The sequence below is a fragment of the Limosilactobacillus sp. DJ3M12 genome (assembly GCF_947381695.1).
Classification (GTDB): domain Bacteria; phylum Bacillota; class Bacilli; order Lactobacillales; family Lactobacillaceae; genus Limosilactobacillus; species Limosilactobacillus kinnaridis.
On record NZ_CANCWY010000006.1, the window covers coordinates 1 to 21,682 of the forward strand.

General features: G+C 40.8%; 19 protein-coding genes. 1 reads left to right on the forward strand and 18 read right to left on the reverse strand.

Annotated elements, in window-relative coordinates:
• Positions 1-549 precede the first annotated feature (549 nt).
• From tyrS to QOS06_RS05035, 17 genes are all read right to left on the reverse strand, one after another.
• Positions 550-1,800 carry a tyrosine--tRNA ligase gene (tyrS, locus tag QOS06_RS04955; RefSeq protein WP_283595581.1) on the reverse strand — a complete coding sequence of 417 codons (1,251 nt, stop codon included), beginning with the start codon at positions 1,798-1,800 and terminating at the stop codon, positions 550-552.
• A gap of 353 nt (positions 1,801-2,153) precedes the next feature.
• Positions 2,154-3,203 carry an MFS transporter gene (locus tag QOS06_RS04960; RefSeq protein ID WP_003672269.1) on the reverse strand — a complete coding sequence of 350 codons (1,050 nt, stop codon included), beginning with the start codon at positions 3,201-3,203 and terminating at the stop codon, positions 2,154-2,156.
• Positions 3,204-3,370: 167 nt separating this feature from the next.
• The gene (locus QOS06_RS04965) at positions 3,371-4,057 is read right to left on the reverse strand and encodes a 2,3-diphosphoglycerate-dependent phosphoglycerate mutase (RefSeq protein ID WP_003665449.1); all 687 of its coding nucleotides are present in this window, start codon (positions 4,055-4,057) and stop codon (positions 3,371-3,373) included.
• A 95-nt stretch (positions 4,058-4,152) separates the two neighbouring features.
• The gene (gene purD, locus QOS06_RS04970; protein WP_283595582.1) at positions 4,153-5,412 is read right to left on the reverse strand and encodes a phosphoribosylamine--glycine ligase; all 1,260 of its coding nucleotides are present in this window, start codon (positions 5,410-5,412) and stop codon (positions 4,153-4,155) included.
• A gap of 15 nt (positions 5,413-5,427) precedes the next feature.
• Positions 5,428-6,966 carry a bifunctional phosphoribosylaminoimidazolecarboxamide formyltransferase/IMP cyclohydrolase gene (gene purH, locus QOS06_RS04975; RefSeq protein ID WP_283595583.1) on the reverse strand — a complete coding sequence of 513 codons (1,539 nt, stop codon included), beginning with the start codon at positions 6,964-6,966 and terminating at the stop codon, positions 5,428-5,430.
• A 3-nt stretch (positions 6,967-6,969) separates the two neighbouring features.
• Positions 6,970-7,542: a phosphoribosylglycinamide formyltransferase gene (gene purN / locus QOS06_RS04980; protein ID WP_087214685.1), complete on the reverse strand. Its 573-nt coding sequence runs from the start codon at positions 7,540-7,542 to the stop codon at positions 6,970-6,972.
• Positions 7,543-7,551: 9 nt separating this feature from the next.
• Positions 7,552-8,589, reverse strand: coding sequence for a phosphoribosylformylglycinamidine cyclo-ligase (gene purM, locus QOS06_RS04985; RefSeq protein WP_283595584.1), 1,038 nt, complete (start codon positions 8,587-8,589; stop codon positions 7,552-7,554).
• 4 nt (positions 8,590-8,593) lie between these two features.
• Complete coding sequence (purF, locus tag QOS06_RS04990; protein WP_085649647.1) at positions 8,594-10,048, reverse strand: amidophosphoribosyltransferase; 1,455 nt, start codon at positions 10,046-10,048, stop codon at positions 8,594-8,596.
• Positions 10,024-12,252 carry a phosphoribosylformylglycinamidine synthase subunit PurL gene (gene purL / locus QOS06_RS04995; protein WP_152709450.1) on the reverse strand — a complete coding sequence of 743 codons (2,229 nt, stop codon included), beginning with the start codon at positions 12,250-12,252 and terminating at the stop codon, positions 10,024-10,026. Before purL ends, purF begins: the two co-directional genes overlap by 25 nt.
• Before the next feature lie 3 nt (positions 12,253-12,255).
• Positions 12,256-12,936 (reverse strand): phosphoribosylformylglycinamidine synthase subunit PurQ, encoded by a 681-nt coding sequence (gene purQ / locus QOS06_RS05000; protein WP_035154909.1) that lies wholly within the window; start codon positions 12,934-12,936, stop codon positions 12,256-12,258.
• Entirely contained in the window at positions 12,937-13,185 is a 249-nt protein-coding gene (gene purS / locus QOS06_RS05005) for a phosphoribosylformylglycinamidine synthase subunit PurS (RefSeq protein WP_003672280.1), read from the reverse strand.
• Positions 13,186-13,905 (reverse strand): phosphoribosylaminoimidazolesuccinocarboxamide synthase, encoded by a 720-nt coding sequence (gene purC / locus QOS06_RS05010; RefSeq protein WP_085679971.1) that lies wholly within the window; start codon positions 13,903-13,905, stop codon positions 13,186-13,188.
• A 223-nt stretch (positions 13,906-14,128) separates the two neighbouring features.
• The gene (purB, locus tag QOS06_RS05015) at positions 14,129-15,424 is read right to left on the reverse strand and encodes an adenylosuccinate lyase (protein WP_283595586.1); all 1,296 of its coding nucleotides are present in this window, start codon (positions 15,422-15,424) and stop codon (positions 14,129-14,131) included.
• Positions 15,425-15,495: 71 nt separating this feature from the next.
• Positions 15,496-16,650 carry a 5-(carboxyamino)imidazole ribonucleotide synthase gene (gene purK, locus QOS06_RS05020; RefSeq protein ID WP_152701216.1) on the reverse strand — a complete coding sequence of 385 codons (1,155 nt, stop codon included), beginning with the start codon at positions 16,648-16,650 and terminating at the stop codon, positions 15,496-15,498.
• A complete protein-coding gene (gene purE / locus QOS06_RS05025; RefSeq protein ID WP_003665424.1) occupies positions 16,613-17,098 on the reverse strand; it encodes a 5-(carboxyamino)imidazole ribonucleotide mutase in 486 nt (161 codons plus the stop codon). Before purE ends, purK begins: the two co-directional genes overlap by 38 nt.
• A gap of 153 nt (positions 17,099-17,251) precedes the next feature.
• Positions 17,252-18,112 (reverse strand): homoserine kinase, encoded by an 861-nt coding sequence (gene thrB / locus QOS06_RS05030; RefSeq protein ID WP_098046787.1) that lies wholly within the window; start codon positions 18,110-18,112, stop codon positions 17,252-17,254.
• 11 nt (positions 18,113-18,123) lie between these two features.
• Positions 18,124-19,398 carry a homoserine dehydrogenase gene (locus QOS06_RS05035; protein WP_003672291.1) on the reverse strand — a complete coding sequence of 425 codons (1,275 nt, stop codon included), beginning with the start codon at positions 19,396-19,398 and terminating at the stop codon, positions 18,124-18,126.
• A 106-nt stretch (positions 19,399-19,504) separates the two neighbouring features.
• Here QOS06_RS05035 and thrC point away from each other — a divergent pair, with 106 nt between their 5' ends.
• Positions 19,505-20,998 carry a threonine synthase gene (gene thrC / locus QOS06_RS05040; protein WP_099979919.1) on the forward strand — a complete coding sequence of 498 codons (1,494 nt, stop codon included), beginning with the start codon at positions 19,505-19,507 and terminating at the stop codon, positions 20,996-20,998.
• 1 nt (position 20,999) lies between these two features.
• Here the strand turns inward: thrC and QOS06_RS05045 are convergent, their stop codons facing one another.
• Positions 21,000-21,377: a helix-turn-helix domain-containing protein gene (locus QOS06_RS05045; RefSeq protein WP_283595589.1), complete on the reverse strand. Its 378-nt coding sequence runs from the start codon at positions 21,375-21,377 to the stop codon at positions 21,000-21,002.
• Positions 21,378-21,682: the final 305 nt, after the last annotated feature.

Genomic DNA, 21,682 nt, shown 5'->3' on the forward strand with positions numbered 1-21,682 from the left:
CTCATATAAAATATATAAGAACTTGAATAGCTCTCAATTATCTTTGTTATTAAGCGAATTGACTTCGCAAATGTTTTGCTTCAAATCACATCGTGATTGAAGACCCTACACATTTGATTCGTCGAAACTTTGTTCAGTTTTCAAAGGTCTACCTGTCGGCTAATTAAGCAGCCAATCAACAATTTCATTATATCATGTATCAGATTAACTTGTCAAGAAGAAATTTTAAATTATTTTTCAATTTCTTTTGATCGATAACTCAATCAGCAACTCTATTAATATATCATGTTGCCAAGTCGATGTCAACAATTATTTTTAACTTTTTTGTTAAACCATCTCAACAGCACTTAGCTGTTTCGACAACGATAACTACTATACATGGATTTCATTCTTTCGTCAACACCTTTTTTCAACTTTTTTAATTTATTTTTTAAACCTGAACTTTTTTTATTATTTAAAATAGGCAAAATTTGTTTTTTATATCTAAAAGCAAAAAAATACGCCCTTAAATCATCTTTTAAGAACGTATTCCCTAACAATTGGTCTAGTTTATTTTACGCGAGCTAAGTAATAGTGCTTCTTACCCTTCCGGACAATCACAAACTTACCATCAAAATGCGCTTGGGGATCAATCTCGGCGTCAACATCATCAACTTTTTCCCCATTAATTCTGATAGCTCCACTCGATACATCTTGCCGAGCTTGGCGGCGTGAAGGTTCAATACCATTATCAGTTAGCCAAATAACAATATTTTCTTTCTTATTTTCTACATCTACTGAAGGCATATTCTTAAAGCCTTGTTCAATTTCTGCAACAGAAAGGCCAGCAACATCCCCAGAGAACAATGCTTTACTAATCCGTTCTGCTTCTTCAACTGCTTCTTGGCCATGAACAAATTTAGTTACTTCTTGGGCTAAGCGACGTTGAGCTTCTCGCTTCCATGGTTCTTTCTCAACTTTTTCTGCCAAGTCATCAATTTCTTCCTTTGATAAGAAAGTGAAGTACTTCAAGTATTTAATAACGTCACGGTCATCTTGGTTAATCCAGAATTGATAAAATTCGTATGGAGAGGTCTTTTCTGGATCAAGCCAAATTGCACCACCCGCGGTCTTTCCAAATTTAGTTCCATCAGCTTTGAGCATTAATGGAATAGTAAGTCCGTAAACCTTAGTATCTGGTCCTTCAACCTTATGAATCAAATCAATTCCGGCAGTGATATTTCCCCATTGATCGGAGCCACCAATCTGTAATTGCACATTGTTGTGACGGTAAAGATGAAGGAAATCGACTGATTGAAGAATTTGATAAGTGAACTCAGTAAATGAAATACCAGCATCTAACCGGCTTGCTACTACTTCCTTATTTAACATGGTGTTGATATTAAATAGTTTACCGTAGTCACGAAGAAAGTCTAACAAGCTGATCTTTGATAACCATTCATAGTTATTTACAATCGTGAAGTTTTCAGTGCCGAACAACTTCTTCATTTGAGCAGTTAATGCTTCTTCGTTGTGGTGAACTTGATCCATGGTTTGAAGTTGCCGTTCTGACTTTCGACCGGATGGATCACCAATTGCACCAGTTCCTCCCCCAATAATAATTACTGGATGGTGGCCAGCTAATTGGAATCGTTTCAAAATCATAAATGGAATTAAGTGTCCAATATGAAGACTATCCCCGGTTGGATCAGTTCCACAGTAAAGAGCAATTTTATCTTCTGATGTTAATTTGCGTAGGCCTTCTTCGTCTGTAACTTGGTTAATAGCCCCACGCCATTCTAGTTCATTAAGAATATCCATGTTTACCTCCATAAATTTCTCGGATACAAAAAATCCCCAACTTCAAATAATGAAGTCAGGGACGATTTACCGCGTTACCACCTTGATTTGCAGCTAAATAGCTACCACTCTAGTCGATAACGAGACGATCCGTTCAAATACTGAAAGACTCCGTAAGTGTAATTCGTATAACGGCATTGGCAAAGTTTACAGTTACCACTTGCTTCCTAAATGTCCAACCGCTTACTACTAAGATTACTTCTTCATCTTTGGTTATTGCCGTCATTGTACATGGAATTAATGATTACTGTCAAGAAGTATTTAAAATACAAAAAAGCTGAAGAGTTTTCGTTACCCTTCAGCTTTTCGCTTCACTATTCATCTTTTTTTGCTTCGTGTTTCTTTTCATCATCACGCTTAACAGTTGGTGATGGTTGTTCTTTTGGTTGTTTTTCTACATATACTTCATGAACATAAGCTTCACCGGTTAATTCGGCTACTGGCTTAAAAGTATCCTTAAAAAGCACATCCATTTCCATTCCTGCCCGAGCCTTGTTGTAGTACAAAGCAAGAATTGCATATACCACTGGAAGGTAGCAGGAAATACCAACAACCACTAAAACGATTCCGATATAAGTAAGGACATAAGTTGCCGTATAAACGCCGTAAAATGCCAATCCACCAAAAATTAAAGTCCAGATAAACATTGGAAGGAATTCTAAAACAAACAGAATTGCAAAGTAGTTCCACTTTCGACCAGTCATGAACCGCCGACTAGCAGTTAAAGCATAACGCATTGATTGGCTAAGAAATTGTGGCTGCTTTTCACGATAAAGGAAGTATGATTGAGAATATTCAATACTCTTCCATAATACGACAATATCATTAAGGATGCGAATTGCCCACCCCGTATAAACAGCGGCTACTCCGGATAAATGTGGCAAGAGTAATGCGTTAACAATGTTGAGGGGCAAACTCCATAAGAAAGTAAACAATCCAATGTAAAGAATAATCCGCCATACTTGGTTTTTTCGCAAGTGCTTATAGTGCATCCATATTGATCCAGCACTAACTGGTTGTTCTGGATGAGCCATCTTATCCTGATATGTATATTGGGTAGCAACTGCAAAGAAAGTATAGAAGAAGGCTAACGCAGCAATAATTGCGACAATCCCTACAATTTCTAGTAATGAGAACAAGATTGCAACCGGGGAAGCCATCCCGTACATTACCATCATCATCGTCATACTCAATGAGGCAGCAATGTTTGAATTAAGGAGTGCTAAGATCGCTGCTAAAGCAATAAAAATAATTGATACCCCTGCAACTGGCCACATTGCCTTTAAATAGTTAGGCTTTACCAGTTCTTTCAATGAAAGGTAAAATTCCTTCATTGGGAGTGTTCGTTGTTTTTCCATTTTCATTTAAATTCTCTCCACCTTATTAGATTCTGATGTTAATCATACCACAACTCACTATAAGCTCAATTTATTCATCAATATCTTCAACATTTCTTCAAAAAAAGCTACAAAAAAGAGGCGTTAGGAATCTAACTTTCCCGCCTCTTCAAATTTAATATCGTAAGTTTATTTTAGTACTTTTCCTTGCTTAATACGTTAAGCTTGTCATCGAAGTCGTAAACAACCGGTTGACCAGTAGCCATTTCAAGGTTCATGATGTCTTCATCAGAAATGTTTTCGATGTACTTGCTCAATGCACGGAGAGAGTTACCGTGGGCAGCGATGATAACGTTCTTGTTGTCCAAAAGCTTTGGCGCAATTTCATCTTGCCATAATGGAATAACACGTTCCAAAGTAACCTTTAAGTTTTCACCACCAGGAATAGCACGTGGGTCTAAGTTAGCGTAACGACGATCCTTTGCAGCAGAACCTTCATCGTCAGCACTTAGCAATGGAGGTAATACATCGTATGAACGACGCCAAATGTGAACTTGTTCGTCACCGTACTTTTCAGCGGCCTTTTGCTTGTTGTGGCCTTGAAGTGCACCATAGTGACGTTCGTTTAAACGCCAAGTCTTGTATTCAGGGATCCATAATTGGTCACATTCTTCAAGAGCATAGTGCAAAGTCTTGATAGCACGCTTCAAAACAGAAGTGTATGCGTAGTCAAATTCAATGCCGTGTTCCTTAAGGGCTTTACCAGCATTCTTTGCTTGTTCAACACCCTTTTCACTTAAATCAACATCAACCCAACCAGTAAATTGGTTAGATAAGTTCCATTCACTTTGACCGTGACGAATTAATACTAATTTAGCCATGTTCAATTGACCTCTTTCTTCTTAAAATCGCTATAAACAGCATTACCATATTATTTTAATCCATTCCCCTGCAAATGCCAATAGTGATGAAGAAATTATTGCAGTCCAGCTTTTGCACCAATATCATGACGATAAAAACATTCAGGTTCATCAAGCTGGTGCAAGTAGCCATAAACGTGATCGCGGGCTTTTTGAAGAGAATCATCTTTCCCGATCACCATTAGTAAACGTCCACCTGCACCTTTTAAGTCATTAATTGTTCCAGCAACATTTGCGTAATCAATAGTAACATTAGGATCAACTGGAAATGTTCCCAGCTTTTGGCCGTGGATTGGCTTAGTTGGATACCCTTTCGATGCCAAAACAACACCAAAACAAGCATCTTCATTTTCTTCAACTTCTGGTAATGGTCGATCATTTATTGCTGCGTCTACAAGTTCGAACAAGTCGGTTTTCATGCGGGGCAAAATCACCTGGGTCTCTGGATCACCTAGACGAACATTATATTCAATCACTTTTGGACCATTATCAGTCAAAATAAGGCCAATATATAAAATCCCATGGTAGTGATACTCGCCAGCCACCAAACCATCAATTGTTGGCTTAAGTACTTCATCAATCATCTGTTGACGAACGGCTGAGGAAAGTTGTGGCAAGGGACTATAAGCCCCCATCCCCCCAGTATTAGGACCTTTATCGTCATCAAATGCTCGTTTGTGGTCTTGAGCCATGGGCAAAATTTGGTAGTGGCCATTACTAATCAAAACAAACATTGAATATTCAGGACCTGATAGACATTCTTCAATCACAAGGCGCGCCTGACCATTGACAAACATTTCTTTGATTGTCTTAATTGCTTCTGCACGATCTTTTGCAATGACAACCCCTTTTCCTCCAGCTAAACCATTTTCTTTAATTACTACTGGAAAGCCAAATTGCCCAACGTTATTAATCGCTGCTGTTTGATCCCGATATGTCGCATGGCGGGCAGTGGGAACGTGATAATTATTCATAAAATTAAGGGCATAGTCTTTCGAACCTTCTAATTGGGCAGCCCGCGCATCAGGGCCAAAAATCTTTAGTCCAGCGGCCTTAAATTCATCAGCAATCCCATCAACCAAGCAATCCTCAGGACCCACGAATGTCCACGCGACATTATGTTCTTTAGCAAATTGAATCAGCTTAGCAAAGTCAGTTTCCGCAATTGCAATGGGAACTACTCCTACAGTCGACATCCCCACGTTGCCTGGCGCACAATAAACTTGCTTAACACGGGGACTTTCTTGTAATTTTTTCGCCACGGCAAATTCACGACCGCCTTCACCTACAACTAATACGTTGACCTGCTTTTCCATGATACCCTCCTAGCTTTAATGGCGGAAATGACGAATGCCTGTTGTGACCATTGCAATTCCATACTTATTTGCCATCTCAATTGATTCTTGATCGCGAATTGATCCTCCTGGCTGAACAATCGCCTTAATGCCATTTTGACCCGCATATTCAACACAATCACCAAATGGGAAGAAAGCATCCGATGCCATCACTGTCCGGTCATCAATCGCCTCGCCAGCATGTTTTACGGCAATTTTCAATGAATCAATTCGGTTAGGTTGACCTTCTCCGACCCCTAATGTCCGCTCATCATTTGCTAAGACAATCGCATTTGATTTGGCATGCTTAACTGCTTTCCAGGCAAACATTAATGTCTTAAGCTGTTCCTCTGTTGGTTGCTTTTCAGTAACACATTGCCAGTCGTGGTAATCTTCCTTAAGCGTGTCTTGTTCCTGCAACAACATTCCACCCATCACTGAAACAACTTCATGTTTAGTTGGTTCATCCTTCTTACTAAAGTCCAGACTCAACAAACGAATATTTTTCTTCTTTGCCAATAACTCAAATGCATCATCGTCAAAGCCAGGTGCAATGACAATTTCTAAAAAGATTTTGTGCATTTTCTCGGCGGTAGCTAAATCAACTTGCCGATTAAGAGCAATCACTCCCCCAAAAATAGAAACAGGGTCAGCTTCATAGGCACGATCCCAAGCTTGAACCAAACTATCCCCTCGGCCAATGCCACATGGGTTCATATGTTTCATCGCTACAACTGTTGGTTCATCAAATTCGCGAATGCACCGTAATGCTTCATCAGCATCTTTAATATTATTGTAGGAAAGCTTCTTACCATGTAATTGTTTAGCCTGTAAAACTGAAAAAGCCTTAGGAAGCGCGTCTTCATATAACCAAGCCTTTTGGTGACTATTTTCACCATAACGCATTGTTTCTTTTAAATCCCAGCTTAAAGTTAATTTTTCTGGATCTTCAAGCCCTGTCTGTTTTGTAAGGTATTGAGAGATGAGGGAATCATAGGCTGCCGTATGACGAAAGGCTTTCGCTGCTAAGAGTGCTCGAGTTGCTAATGATGTTTCACCATCTTCTTTGATCTGGGCTAAGACTTCATCGTAATCGGCTTGGTCCACCACGATTGTTACATCATGATAGTTTTTAGCAGCTGAGCGGACCATGCTAGGACCACCAATATCAATATTTTCAATTGCATCGGCTAATTCCACTCCCGGCTTTTCGATCGTCTCTTTAAATGGATAAAGATTAACACAGACTAAATCGATTGGCGTAATATTAAGTTTTTCGAGGGTCGCCATGTGTTCTGGTAAGTCCCGGCGAGCCAATAGTCCCCCATGGACGTATGGATTAAGAGTCTTTACGCGGCCATCAAGAATTTCCGGAAAATGAGTAACATCCTCAATCCCAATTGTTTCAATTCCCGCTTCATCTAAAACCCGCTTCGTCCCACCAGTCGAGATAATTTCAAAACCATTTTCAACTAATCCTTTAACGAATGGGACCAGGTTTTGCTTATCAGAAACGCTTACTAATGCTCTTTTCATAATTTAATGTTGCTCCTTTTCTAATGCCTGCTTTAATGCTTCAGGATATAACCGGTGCTCAGTTTCATGAACCCGTGCTTCTAAGGTTTCAATAGTATCAGTTGGTAAAATTGGGACGTGTTCCTGGGCGATAATTGGGCCGGAATCGAGTCCCGCATCAATATAGTGTACGGTGACGCCTGTCTGGGCTTGTTGATCAGCAAATGCCCGTTCAATCGAATGTAGTCCCGGATATTCTGGCAACCATGCTGGATGAAGGTTAATAATTTGGTGAGCATAATGATCCAAAATAGTGGGCCCAATTACTCGTAAATAACCAGCAAGGGCAATAAAGTCAATTTGATACTTTTTCAACACTCCCAATAACTTTTCCTCGTATTCCTGTTTTCCCCCACAAGATTTGACCGTAAAGCTTTCTGCCGGAATCCCCAGACGGGCAGCTCTTTTCATTACCGGAGCATCTGGATGATTACAGAATAATAATGCTAATTCACCAGGAAGATCATTATTTTTGAAGTGCTGTGCTAAGACTTCAAAATTCGTTCCGTTTCCTGATGCTAAAATTGCGACTCTCATTTACAACCCTCACTTGATAACAATCTTTTTTGTATCTGGTAAACAATGACGAAGATAACCAATTTGATAACTTGTCATGTTTTTATTTGATAGTATCTCTTGAACTTGTGCTACTTGATCTGGTGCTACTGCTAAGACCATTCCTATTCCCATGTTAAATGCTTCGAAACAATCTTCCTTAGTAAGGTCTCCTAGCACCCGCAAATAGTCAAAGACCGGAAGCTGTGGCCACCGACCAGGATCAATCACCGCTTGCAAGTTATCTCCTAACATCCGGGGAACATTTTCAATCAATCCTCCACCAGTAATATGGCTAATCCCATGAACCAATTTGCGATGGACTAATGGCAAGACCGCTTGAACATAAATCCTAGTAGGAGTCAGGATCGTTTCTCCTACCGTCTTTCCTCTCAAGGCTTCTGGGCGATCAGTTAATTTGACGTGATTATCCTTAAATAAGATCTGCCGGACAAGGGAAAAGCCATTGGAATGCAAGCCACTTGATGGGAGGCCAAGTAAAATATCACCTTTTTGCGGTCCAGCAGCGGTAAGAAGTTCTTCTTTTTCTGCTATCCCTGTTACTGTTCCTGCCAGGTCATACTCATTGGCTGCATACATATCTGGCATTTCTGCTGTTTCTCCACCAATTAAAGCGGCTCCAGCTTCTCGGCAACCAGTCGCTACTCCGCTAACAATCGCTGCCATCTTAGCCGGATCATTATGGCCGGTCGCAATGTAGTCGAGAAATGTTATTGGTTCCGCTCCCTGCGCCAAGACATCATTAACGCACATTGCGACAACATCGATCCCGATTGTATCGTGCTTATTCATTTGTTGGGCAATTAAGAGTTTCGTTCCCACACCATCAGTGCCAGAGACAAGGACCGGATGCCGTACCTGTAATTTTCCTAAGTCAAACATCCCCCCAAAGCTGCCAATTCCCCCAATCACACCTGGGCGATCAGTTGATTTGACTGCATCTTTAATACGATGAACAAGTTCGTACCCGGCATTTACATCCACCCCTGCATCTTGATAACGACTCATCCTCTTACCCCTTTCTTGCTAATCGCTCTTGTTCGCTTAACGACTTTAAGTACCCTTCTTCATAATCATAAAGTGGCGTTGGGTACTTCCCATCAAAATAAGCCACGGTAAGTCCACCATTAGGAGCATCTCCTGCATCTGGTACGTTAATTGCTTTGATTAAACTATCAATACTCAAAAAGTTAAGAGAATCTGCACCAATTAACTGCCGCATTTCTTCAATGGAGTAATGAGCAGCCATCAGTTCTGAACGCGTTGATACGTCAATCCCATAGAAACACGGAAACTTAAATGGTGGTGAGGAAATAAGCATATGAATTTCTTTAGCCCCAGCTCTTTTTAGCATTTGGACAATCTGCTTAGAAGTTGTTCCGCGCACAATCGAATCGTCGACTACTACCACTCTTTTTCCTTTTACAACTCCGCGGACAGCTGACAGTTTCATATGAACGCCTAACTCCCGTAACTCTTGAGTTGGTTGAATAAACGTTCGCGCAACATATTGGCTCTTTATTAACCCCATTTCATATGGAAGGCCACTTTCTTCAGCATATCCACTAGCAGCAGACAACGATGAGTTAGGTACTCCAATCACCATATCAGCATCAACCGGATGTTCCTTTGCTAATAACTTTCCCATTCGTTTCCGCGCATTATGTACCGTTACCCCATGAATAATAGAATCAGGACGGGCAAAATAGATATACTCCATTGAGCAAATTGCCAGCTGAGTTTGGGTAGTGTAATGGTCAATATGTAACCCATTTTTATCAATAACTATTAATTCTCCTGGCAAAACATCACGCACAAATTGAGCACTAATAATATCTAAAGCACAAGTCTCACTAGCAACAACATAAGCACCATTTTCTAACCTTCCAATACATAAAGGACGAATCCCATTAGGATCCAAAGCCGCAATCAACCGATCTTTTTGCAGTAATAGGTAGGCAAATCCACCATGGACAAGGTTGAGGCTTTTCTTCAAAGCAGGAATAAAACCTTCATTAATATATTTCCGAATAAGGTGAATTAAAATTTCCGTATCAGAATCTGACTGGAAAACTGCCCCTTCATTTTCCAATTCACGACGAAGGGTAACAGCATTAGTTAAATTACCATTATGGGCAAGGGCAACGGCGCCATCATGAAAGTGAAAAAGGAAGGGTTGAACATTGGAAATCGAGTTATGTCCACTTGTCCCATAACGCACATGGCCAATCGCAGCGTTTCCTTTTAATCGTTTAAGCTCAGCCGGATCAGCAAACACTTTCGCCAACAATCCTCGGTCACGGTGCTGATAAAGTTCCGTTCCATCAGTTGAGACAATACCGGCTCCTTCTTGGCCGCGATGTTGAAGAGTATGCAGGCCGTAATAGGTTAATTGACTAGCGTTAGCCGCATCAAAAACCCCAAAGACCCCACATTCTTCATTTAATCCTTTGATTTCAGTTGGCACGGAATTGCCTCCTCCCATGTTTTTTGTAATTTTGCAACACTTTCATTGAGTTCACCATTTGCCAGTTTAACCATTAACCAGTGGCTATTTGTAACTTCTCCAATTAGGTGTGCATCTTTTCCTAATGCCTGTTCGAATTCGGTTGCTTTTTCAGGAGCAACCGTCACGATAAATCTTCCAGGAGTCTCACTAAATAGGCGAGCTGCTGGCTGATCAGCAAAGTCAACTTTCAACCCTAAATCAGTTTTGAAGACCGTTTCTGCTAAGGCTACTCCGAGACCACCTTCACTCAAATCATGTGCACTGGAAACAAGGCCGTTCTCCATCGTCGTCAGTAAACGTTGCATATATTGATGAACATGGTGAAGGTCAAATGACTTAACAATTCCGCTAATATCGCCGGTCATCATTTTTTGCAACTCAGACCCCGCATAATCATCACGAGTTTGGCCCACTAGATAAACCTTATCTCCCGGGTGTTGGACAAACGAAGGAATTACGCGATCAATATTTTTAATTAGACCAACCATTCCAACCATCGGCGTCGGATGAATTGCTTGCTCATTGTTTTCGTTATATAAAGAAACATTCCCAGAAATAACCGGAGTATTAAATTCACGGCAAGCATCAGCCATCCCTTGAACAGATTGATGAAGTTCCCAGAAAATTTCTGGATCAGTTGGGTCACCATAATTTAAGCAGTCAGTAATTGCTAACGGCTCAGCTCCACTGGCAATTATGTTGGCAGCTGCTTCAACTAAGGCAATTTGTCCACCAACTTCTGGACTAAGGTAAACAAACCGACCGTTCCCATCAGTTGTCATCGCTAACCCTTTATGTGTTCCACGAATCCGCAGAACCCCAGCATCACTCCCGGGCCCAGCTACTGTGTTTGTCCGTACTTGAGAATCATATTGCTGATAAAGACTACTTTTATCCGCAATCGTTGACTGAGCAAGCAAGGCAGTTAAAACTTCAGCAACGTTATCAACATCTGGAATCCACGCTGGCTGCTGTTCGGCTAATTCAATCCGCGCAGGCTTTTTTTCGAGGCTTTCTTCTTCTAGTACGTCATCCGTTAAACTCGACACTGGGATATGACATACTTCTTCACCATCATGAAAGAGAACATAATCATGACCCGCAGTAATCCGGCCAATTGTGACCGCTTCAAGATCGTAAAAATCAAAAATCTTTTTGATATCTTCTTCATGACCTTTTTTTACGCAAAGTAGCATCCGTTCTTGGGATTCACTAAGCATAATTTCATAAGCCGACATCCCGGGTTCACGTTGCGGAACAAGATCCAAATTTAGCTCCATTCCACTTTTACCTTCGGAAGCCATTTCCGCACTTGAAGAAACAATCCCTGCTGCCCCCATATCTTGGATTCCTACTAACCAGTCTGGATGATTTCTAATAAGGTCAAGACAGGCTTCTAATAAGAGTTTTTCCATAAAAGGATTACCAACTTGAACCGCCGAACGTTGCGTCGTATTTTCATCATTAAAGTCTGCGGAAGCAAAGGTGGCGCCATGAATTCCATCACGGCCGGTTTTAGCGCCGACATACATCACTGCATTTCCAATTCCGGCAGCGCGACCCTGCTGGATATCTTTTTGGTCCATTAAGCCAACACTCATTGCATTACACAGAATATTGCCCTGGTAGCATGGATCAAATGTTGTTTCACCCGCAATTGTAGGAATTCCCATACAATTACCGTAATCACCAATTCCCCGAACAGTATTAGTTACTTTCATCCGCGTTGTCGAATTATCTAATTCACCGAAATGGAGGGAATCAAGGGAAGCGATTGGTCGTGCCCCCATGCTGAAAATGTCCCGTAGAATCCCACCGACACCGGTTGCTGCTCCTTGATAAGGTTCAACAGTTGTCGGATGATTGTGACTTTCAGCTTTGAATACCACCGCTTGTCCATCATCAATATCAACAACCCCTGCTCCTTCTCCGGGACCTTGCAATACTCGCTCATTTTTATTAGGGAAGAGACGCAGAACCGGCTTTGACTTTTTATATGAACAGTGCTCACTCCACATCGCAGAAAACAAGCCAGTTTCAGTATAATTTGGTAATCGCCCCAAGAGCTGGGTACGAATGTAATCATATTCTGCTTCTGTCAAGCTCCAATCTAAGTATGGTTTCTTTTCTTTAATCTCTTCTGGGGTCATTGCTTGCTTCATTAACTATGCCTCCACTTTAATTCTGCCGTTTTCTAACAAGGATTCAAATAACCGTAAGCCATCCGTACTGCCAAGAATAGTTTCTACTGCCCGTTCAGGATGGGGCATCATGCCTAAGACATTTCCGTGCTTATTAGTAATTCCAGCAATGTTGCGTAAACTACCATTTGGATTTTCAGTCGCGTAACGAAAAACAATTTGATTATTTGCTTCCAGTTCATCTAATGTTTTTTCATCTGCATAGTAACTACCATCGGCATGCGCAATTGGTAATGCGATTCGTTCGTGATCCTGATAATGACTAGTAAAAAGAGTGTGCGAGTTCACTACTTCTAAAGGAACAGTTTTGCAAACAAAGCGTTGGCTATCATTGCGTTTGAGTCCGCCTGGCAAAAGACCTGCTTCTGTCAAAATTTGAAATCCGTTACACGTTCCAAAGACTGGTTTCCCCTCATTTGCCATCTTGATTATTGCAGGCATGATATTGGTAAACCGAGCAATTGCGCCAGCTCGTAGATAATCACCATAGGAAAATCCTCCTGGTAACATCACAGCATCAAAACCAGCTAAACTTTTTTGCCGGTGAGAAACATACTCCACATCTGCATGGCAAACGGAATGAAGGGCTTCATATAAATCCACATCGCAATTGGATCCTGGAAAAACAACCACCGCAATTTTCATCTAGGCTTCCTCCATAACTTGGTATGTATAAGTTTCCATATTGAAATTAACAAGGAGCTGATCAGCAATTTCTTTTACCGCTGATGCTACCTCATCCTCATTTGTGTCTAAGGTAACGTCAAAGAATTTCCCAACTTTAACGGCAGTTACTTCATCATGACCTAGAGAATGGATCGCATCCTTAATTGTTTCTCCCTGCGGATCAAAGACTGATTGCTTATACGTTACGAAAATCCGAACATTGACCATTTATGCTTCCTCCTTCATCACTGCTTCTAACCGTTCCAATACCTCATCATATGTTTGGGTTAAATCAGCAAGTTTGCGTCGATATACGTCTTTATCCATATGTTGCTTAGTTGTCAGATCCCATAACCGACAGTTATCTGGAGAAAATTCATCTGCAAGAATAATCTTGCCATCACTTAAACGGCCAAATTCGAGTTTGAAGTCAACCAACCGTAAATTAGCTTTAGCAAATAATGGTTTAAGTAAGTTATTGACCTTCCGACAGATCCCCCACATTTGCGCAAGCTCCTCTTTGCTGGCAATCTTAAGAGCAATCGTTGCGGATTCATTGATAAAGGGATCATTAAGCTCATCGCTTTTATAGAACGTTTCCTCAACTGGTGAAGGAAGCTCTTCCCCTTCTGAAAGTCCATACCGACTTGCAAAATGGCCAGCAATTACATTCCGCGTTACAAATTCAAGCGGGAACATCTCACATTTTTTTACAAGGTCTTCGTTAGTTGATAGTTTCTTAATAAAGTGGGTCTCAATTCCTTGCTTCATTAAGTAACCAAAAACGAGGGAAGAAATAGCATTGGCAGCCTTACCCTTACCAGTAAAGTGATCCTTCTTTTTTCCGTTGAGGGCGGTAGCTTGGTCCAGATAAACTACTCGTAAAACCGCTGGATCCTCAGTTTGCCACATCTGCTTTGCCTTGCCGGTATACAATAACTTCTCCATTTGCGGAACTTCCTTTCAGTAAAACACGAACATTTATTTTAATATCCGAAAATTAATTCGATATTTCATGACAACAATATACTCTTTCCCCCTCCCGATTGTCAATACAAATTACGATATTTATATGATTTTCAGTTTAAATTGTTCGTGTTTTTCTAAATAGAGCATAACAAAAAGGCTAGACAAACTTTTTTGTTCGTCTAGCCCCTTAAACTAACTTAAATTAGTCTAATCCCAATCGTTTATAAATGTCATCAACATGGCGGAGGTGCCAGTGGTAATCAAAGGCATCATCAAGATCTTCTTTAGTTAATTGCTTTTGAATTGTTGGGTCATCTTCCAATAGTGGGCGGAATGGAATCTGTTCTGCCCAGCACTTAGCGGTATATGGTTGAATCAAATCATAAGCTGCTTCCCGAGTCATCCCACTGTTAACCAACTTCAAAAGAACCCGACCACTGTAAATTAAGCCCAATGTCTTATCCATATTCTTCTTCATTGTTTCAGGGAATACATCAAGATTCCTTAAAATTCGACCAAAACGCCGCAACATGTAATCAAGTAATGAAGTTGCATCTGGTAAAATCATTCGCTCTGCACTGGAATGAGAAATATCCCGTTCATGCCAAAGCGAAACATCTTCATAAGCAGGTACCATAAAGCCCCGGAGCATCCGCGCACAACCAGTAATGTTTTCTGAGCCAATTGGATTACGCTTATGTGGCATAGCAGAAGATCCTTTTTGTCCCTTGGCAAAGTGTTCTTCGACTTCATGGATTTCTGTTCGTTGAAGAGAGCGAATCTCGGTTGCCATTTCTTCCATACTTGTTCCAATAAGCGCAATGGTAGCAATATATTCAGCATGTAAATCTCGCGGAAGAACTTGTGTGGAGATTTCTTGAGGACGTAAGCCAAGTTTTTTGCAGACATATTCCTCAACAAATGGGTCAATTTCAGCAAAAGTTCCTACTGCACCAGAAATTTTACCCGCTTCGACACCCTTAGCAGCATGTTCAAAACGTTCTTTATTACGCTTCATTTCTGAATACCACCGAGCAGCTTTCAAGCCAAAAGTTGTTGGTTCAGCATGGATACCATGTGTTCGTCCCATACAAACTGTGTACTTATATTTTTCAGCTAATTCTTTAAGGACATCCATAAAGTTATCAATATCTTGACGAAGGATATCGTTCGTCTTTTTTAATCGCAAGCCTTGTGCAGTATCAACTACATCTGTACTCGTCATTCCGTAGTGAACCCACTTTCGTTCAGGCCCCAATGATTTAGAAACATCACGGGTAAAAGCAATCACATCATGATGAGTCACTGCTTCAATCTCTGCAATTCCCTCCACAGAAAACTTGGCATTCTTTTTAATCTTTTCCACATCTTCTGCTGGAATATGCCCAAGCTTACTCCACGCTTCATCAGCAGCAATCTCAACATCTAACCAACATTGGTATTGTGTTTCTAAGCTCCAAATCTTTTTCATCTCTGGACTGGTATAACGATCAATCATCAGTCAAAAATCCTCTCTATTTTTTCTAAATGTATTATCGCACAGGAAAAGCGGTTACGTAAAGCCGAACTTTATGCACCCCAGATACCTGCATTGTCAATTTCTGCTAAAGTAGCTTCAATATCATCAGTCAAGATTGTAACGTGGCCCATTTTCCGGTTATGACGAACTTCTGCTTTCCCATAATCATGAAAATGCCAATTTGCCTTTTTCTGAATCTGTTGTCGGACTCCATTAACATGCTGACCTAAAACATTTACCATTACCACCGGCTTTAATAACTCTACTTGCGGGAGTGGCCAGTTACAAATTGCTCGATTATGGATGGCGAACTGTGAGAAGTTACAAGCTTCAATTGAATAATGACCAGAATTGTGAGGACGAGGAGCAAGCTCATTAATATAGATCTCTCCATCATCTGTTACAAACATTTCAACCCCTAAAATCCCTCGCAAATTAATCGCTTGGGCAATCTGCACCGCTATTTTTTGCGCCTTTTGTTGTAATTCAGAAGAGATTCTTGCTGGGACAATGCTTAAATGTAGAATTTCATCATGGTGAATATTTTCTGAAACAGGAAAAGCCGTTATTTCTCCATCTTCATTACGTCCGACCATTACTGAACATTCGCGGTTAAAAGGAACCCAGCCTTCTAAGATACAGTCGCCAGTGGCTAAAATAGACGCACACTTATCGAGGTCATCCTTATTACGTAATACTTCTTGACCGTGTCCGTCATATCCCCCTTCACTAGTTTTCAAAACTGCTGGGTAACCGATTTTCTTTACTGCATCTTTTAATTCAGCAGAAGTATGTACTGCCATGAAAGGTGCTGTTTTTACCCCTGCCTGACGTAAGAAATTCTTTTCCCGTAAACGATTTTTGGTCGTGTAAAGCAAATTAGTTCCCTGGGGAAGATAAACGCGATCCTGTATATCTTCCAAAGCATTTAAATCAACATTTTCAAATTCGTAGGTTAATACATCCGCTTTATCAGCTAACTTTTCAATCGCTTTAGTATCGGCATAAGGAGCAACAATTTGTTCATCAGCAACCTGCCCCGCTGGACAATTTGGTGTCGGATCTAAAATAATAACCTTCATCCCCGTCTGTTTGGCATCCAATGCCATCATCTGTCCCAATTGGCCACCACCAATAATGCCAATAGTTGAGCCTTGTGGAATAAATTTATTCAAGATACTGCCCACTTTCTTTTGCTTGATCATGCATCGCCTGTCGATATTCGATGATTTGTTGTTGAATATGCTTATCTGTGATCCCAAGAATTTGCAATGCTAATAACGCTGCATTTTTAGCGCCTGCTTTTCCAATCGCAGTGGTTGCCACCGGAATTCCCGCTGGCATTTGAACAATTGATAAAAGCGAGTCCATGCCACCAAGAGCTTTTGTCTGTCCTGGGATCCCAATTACTGGCAGGGGGGTATTTGCCGCAATCATTCCGGGAAGATGGGCTGCTCCCCCGGCACATGCAATTATTACTTTGACCCCATTATCAACCGCATTTTGCGCAAACGCGAACATTTCATTTGGCATCCGATGAGCAGAAATCACGTTCTTTTCATATGAAACACCAAATTCATCTAAAATATCACAAGTTTCTTTAACAGTTGGCCAGTCTGATTTACTGCCCATTACTACACTAATATCACTCATAACAATGCCTCCTCAAATCTGCTTTAAGGATAGCAAAGATTTTTTTATAATTCAATGTAAAAATCGAACTTAATAAAGTTAAAACATAAAATAGTTCGTTAAAATTCATAAAAAAGAAAAAAGGCCGAATCCATTTCCAGCCTCTTTCCTAAATTATATTAGTTTAACTCCTTCAACATCTGGGTGTAAACGGACTACTTTTCCCTTTAGCCCCGCAGCATGCACTGCCTGTTCAAATAATCCGTAATTGTCATTATCGATAACTGTCATTACTGTTGGTCCGGCGCCGCTTAAATATGTTGCTAGTGCTCCATGTTTTTTTCCTAATTCACGAATTTGATCTAATTCTGGAACTAGCTCTTTGCGATATGGTTCATGAAAGCGATCTGCCTCCATTAATTTAAACGCTACATCATAGTTTTTAGCAAACAAACTAGCAACAAAGGTATTAGCAACCGCGCTCGCATGAACAGCTTGGGAATATTCTAGTTGATATGGCAAGGCAGCTCGCGCATCAGCTGTTTTTAGATTATAAGGCGGGATATATGCAGCAAAAGCATAGGGGAATAAGGGCGCTTCAATCGCAGAAAAATGCCCATTAATATGTGTCCCCACTACTAATCCCCCTAGAATAGTCGGTGCGACATTATCAGGATGGCCTTCAATCTGGCTGGCAATCTCAACTTTTTCTTCCTTGCTAAGGTTCAGGTTCTTAAGCTGATTTGCTAATTCGATTCCAGCAACAATTGCGCTTGAACTACTTCCTAATCCATGTGCTATCGGAATTTCACTGACTACCCGCAGGTGCTGTGGCGGCAAATCCGGTGCGACACTTAATGCCGTTGTTACAATCATATTCGTCTCATCATAAGGGAGCTTCCCAAGCTGGTGATCAACTTGCCAGTTATCGCTTGGACCAAGGACTTCTAATTTTAAATACAAAGAGACTGCAATCCCAATCGAGTCAAATCCCGGGCCAAGATTAGCACTGGAAGCAGGTGCTTGAATAATCATTATACTTCCTCCTATCCCATCACTTTATAAGCCGCCGACAAGTTAATTGACTGATCATTAGCTACTTTAGTTAGTAATGTCTGTAATTGTTCTTTGCTCATCCGGTGAGTAATGATTGCAATGTGCGCAATTTTGCCATCTTTTGTTTGGGTTATTTCACGAAAACTAGCATTAATATCCGTCATCATCTGGGTTAGCTTCAACATTTGCCCAGGAACATCCGGCAAGGTTAACGATAAATAATATGGATATTTTATATCAGCAAGTTTTGCCGGAATATAAGGTTGTTGGTAATTATTAAAGAGATTCCCATTAGTTCCCAGGATAATGTTTTTCGTTACCGTTGTAATATCACTTAACACACTGTTAGCAGTTGGCAAGCCCCCTGCACCGCGGCCATAGAAGAGCGTATCACCGACTGCTTGGGCTGTAACCATTACTGCATTAAATTCATTATTGATTGTTGCTAAAGGATGATCACGGGGGATTAACACTGGGCCAACTTCGACAAATACTCCATTATTAACCAGCTTGGTAATCCCTAGTAATTTAATTACGTATCCAAATGACGCTGCTTGTTGAACATCAGCGTCATTCAATCGGTCAATCCCTTCTACCGCAATGTCCTTAATATCTAGTTGAGTTCCAAATGCAAATTGACTTAATATAATCATCTTGTAAGCCGCATCCTTACCCGTCACGTCATTGGTTGGATCACTCTCTGCAAATCCCAGCTGTTGTGCTTGGGCAAGTGCTTGGTGGTATGACCATCCCCGCTGGCTCATTTGCGTTAAGATGTAATTCGTTGTTCCATTTACAATTCCCTTTACTTCAGTAACCTTATCTGCCGTAAAGCTATTAGCAATCGTCCGCAAAATAGGAATCCCACCAGCCACACTCGCTTCAAACATTAAGTCACAGTGATTTTCATGCGCGACAGTCATCAATTCTGGGCCATAAGACGCAATCAAATCCTTGTTCGCTGTGACCACGTTCTTATGATTTTTTAATAAGGTTGTAATATATTCTTTAGCCGGATGAATACCACCCATAAGTTCAACGACAATTTTTATTTCATCATCATTCAAGATTTCATCAAAATCAGTTGTTAAAGAAGTTTCATCAGCATACTTATTATAGTTACCAAGGTTTCGAACTAAAGCTGTTTTAACTGTTAACTTGCACCCAGTAACATCGAGAATTTTATCCGCATTTTGTTGAACCATCTGTAAGACTCCTGACCCGACCGTACCCAGACCGAGCAGTCCCAGTTTAATGTTTTTCATTTTCTCGCCTCAGTTTCTCATTGTTTTTTCATTTTCAGCATTGTACCATAGCATATAAGAAACATACAATTAAAATAAAATCACCTTTGAAATTGGAGGAATTATCATGGACTACCGTAGCACTCAGGGAGACTTATCAACGATTTTAAAATCACCAACTGCTATCTTACAAGGACTTTCTCCAGACGGCGGTCTTTATGTACCGCTTCATTTTCCTCAACCAACTTATAACCTTGCAACCTTAATTTCGTTGCCGTACCAACAACTTGCTGCAACTATTCTTAACTGGTTTTTTGATGAATTTACGAGCGACCAACTACTGAAAAATGCAAATACCGCTTATGGTAGTCAGTGGGATAACCGTTTAATTGCCCCATTAACGCCCAAACACGCCAGCAATTATTATCTTGAGCTTTTTCACGGGCCGACACTGGCATTTAAGGATATCGCCTTACAAATGTTACCCCAATTAGTGTCACGTGCTGCACAAAACACCCAACTAGAAAAACAAATCGTTATCCTCACCGCAACTTCTGGTGATACTGGAACAGCCGCAATGCGAGGGTTTAGCAATCAAAAAGACACACAGGTAATCGTCTTCTACCCTGCTGGCGGGGTTAGTCCGGTTCAATTACGCCAAATGCTGGGGCAGCCTGGATCAAACCTCCACGCAATCGCAATTAAGGGTAATTTTGATGATGCCCAAACAAGCGTTAAACATATTTTCAACGATCAAGCATTTAATGACCGCCTTGCGCAAAATAATAACTGCTTTTCCTCAGCTAATTCAATGAATATCGGGCGGCTTATCCCCCAAATTGTGTACTATTTTGCTGCATACGGACAGCTTGTTCATACAGGCGGGATCCAACTAGGGGAGAAAGTTAATTTCACCGTGCCGACTGGTAATTTTGGCGATATCCTCGCTGGTTACTACGCTAAAAAATTAGGCTTACCAATTAACAAGCTCTTGTGTGCTTCTAATAAAAACAATGTATTGACCGACTTTTTCAAGAGCGGAAAATATGAGCGGCGACGCAACTTTTACCTAACTAACTCACCAGCAATGGATATTTTAGTATCAAGTAATCTTGAGCGGCTCCTCTTTGATCTTTATGATGAAAGCTGCGTAACAGTTGCTAAATTAATGAAGCAATTAGCTACTGACGGTCACTACCAGGTAGATTCCACCGTATTAAATAAGCTTCAGGAGCAATTTGTGGCTGGTTTTGCGACCCCAGATGAAGTTGAAGCCGAAATTAAACGAGTATATTTAAATGATGGATATGTTATTGACCCGCATACTGCAGTGGCATCACATGTAACACATCAATATCAGCAACAAAGCCATGACACAACTCCCACAGTTATCGTGTCAACTGCCAGTCCATATAAATTCCCTGAAACCGTCTACCACGCACTAACCAACCAAAAAGTTAGTCAAATCGGGCTTCCTGCTCTTCAACAGTTACATGATCTTCTGGGAGATCAGCTTAGCGATGGTGTCCAAGCGTTAGTAGACCAAACGCCGCGCCAAGAAAAAGTCATTAACCCAGCAGACATGGAAACATTGATAAGTAAAATTTTAAACTTAAAGTAAGCTACCCTTGACGCTGCCGGTATTCCCGTAGTGTCATTCCTACCCGTTCCTTAAATATTTTACTAAAATAGGCACTCGTACTAAATCCCGCCCGCAAAGCAATATCCGTGATCGAAAGCTCCGAATGCCGCAATATTTTCTTTACCTGCTCAACCCGGTAATTTAATAAGTATTCAATTGGCGTTTGGTGAATGTTTTTCTTAAATGACCGAATACATTCTTTGGGACTAATATTGACCGCAGTTGCACTATCATTAATTGTTACCTTTTCCGCATAGTGTTTGTGCAAATACGCTAAAATATTTTTGCTGCGTTCACGTGGGATAACCGTCAATTGCTGGTGTTGTTCTTGAAACTTAATTTCAGCAATTAGTGTCAACCAAGCTTGTGAAAGGAGATTGCGGATTTAAAATTACTTATCAGGCTGGTCCGCCACATCTGTTAGCTGGTGGAGTAAGGTAATGAATTTTTGCCGGTCGGGTTAGATTCTTGAATCACCAAAACTTCAACTGAACGATTTTTTAAAACAGGGTTTAGGTATTTAGTGTAAAAAGCACTATTGAAATACCTGCCAAGCAGAAATGGAAATGTCACAATCATGTCCTAATGCTACCGGTGGGCACAAGGGATCAGAAAGTTCTTTATTATGATGACATGGTATAAATCTACAAAATGGCTAACCAG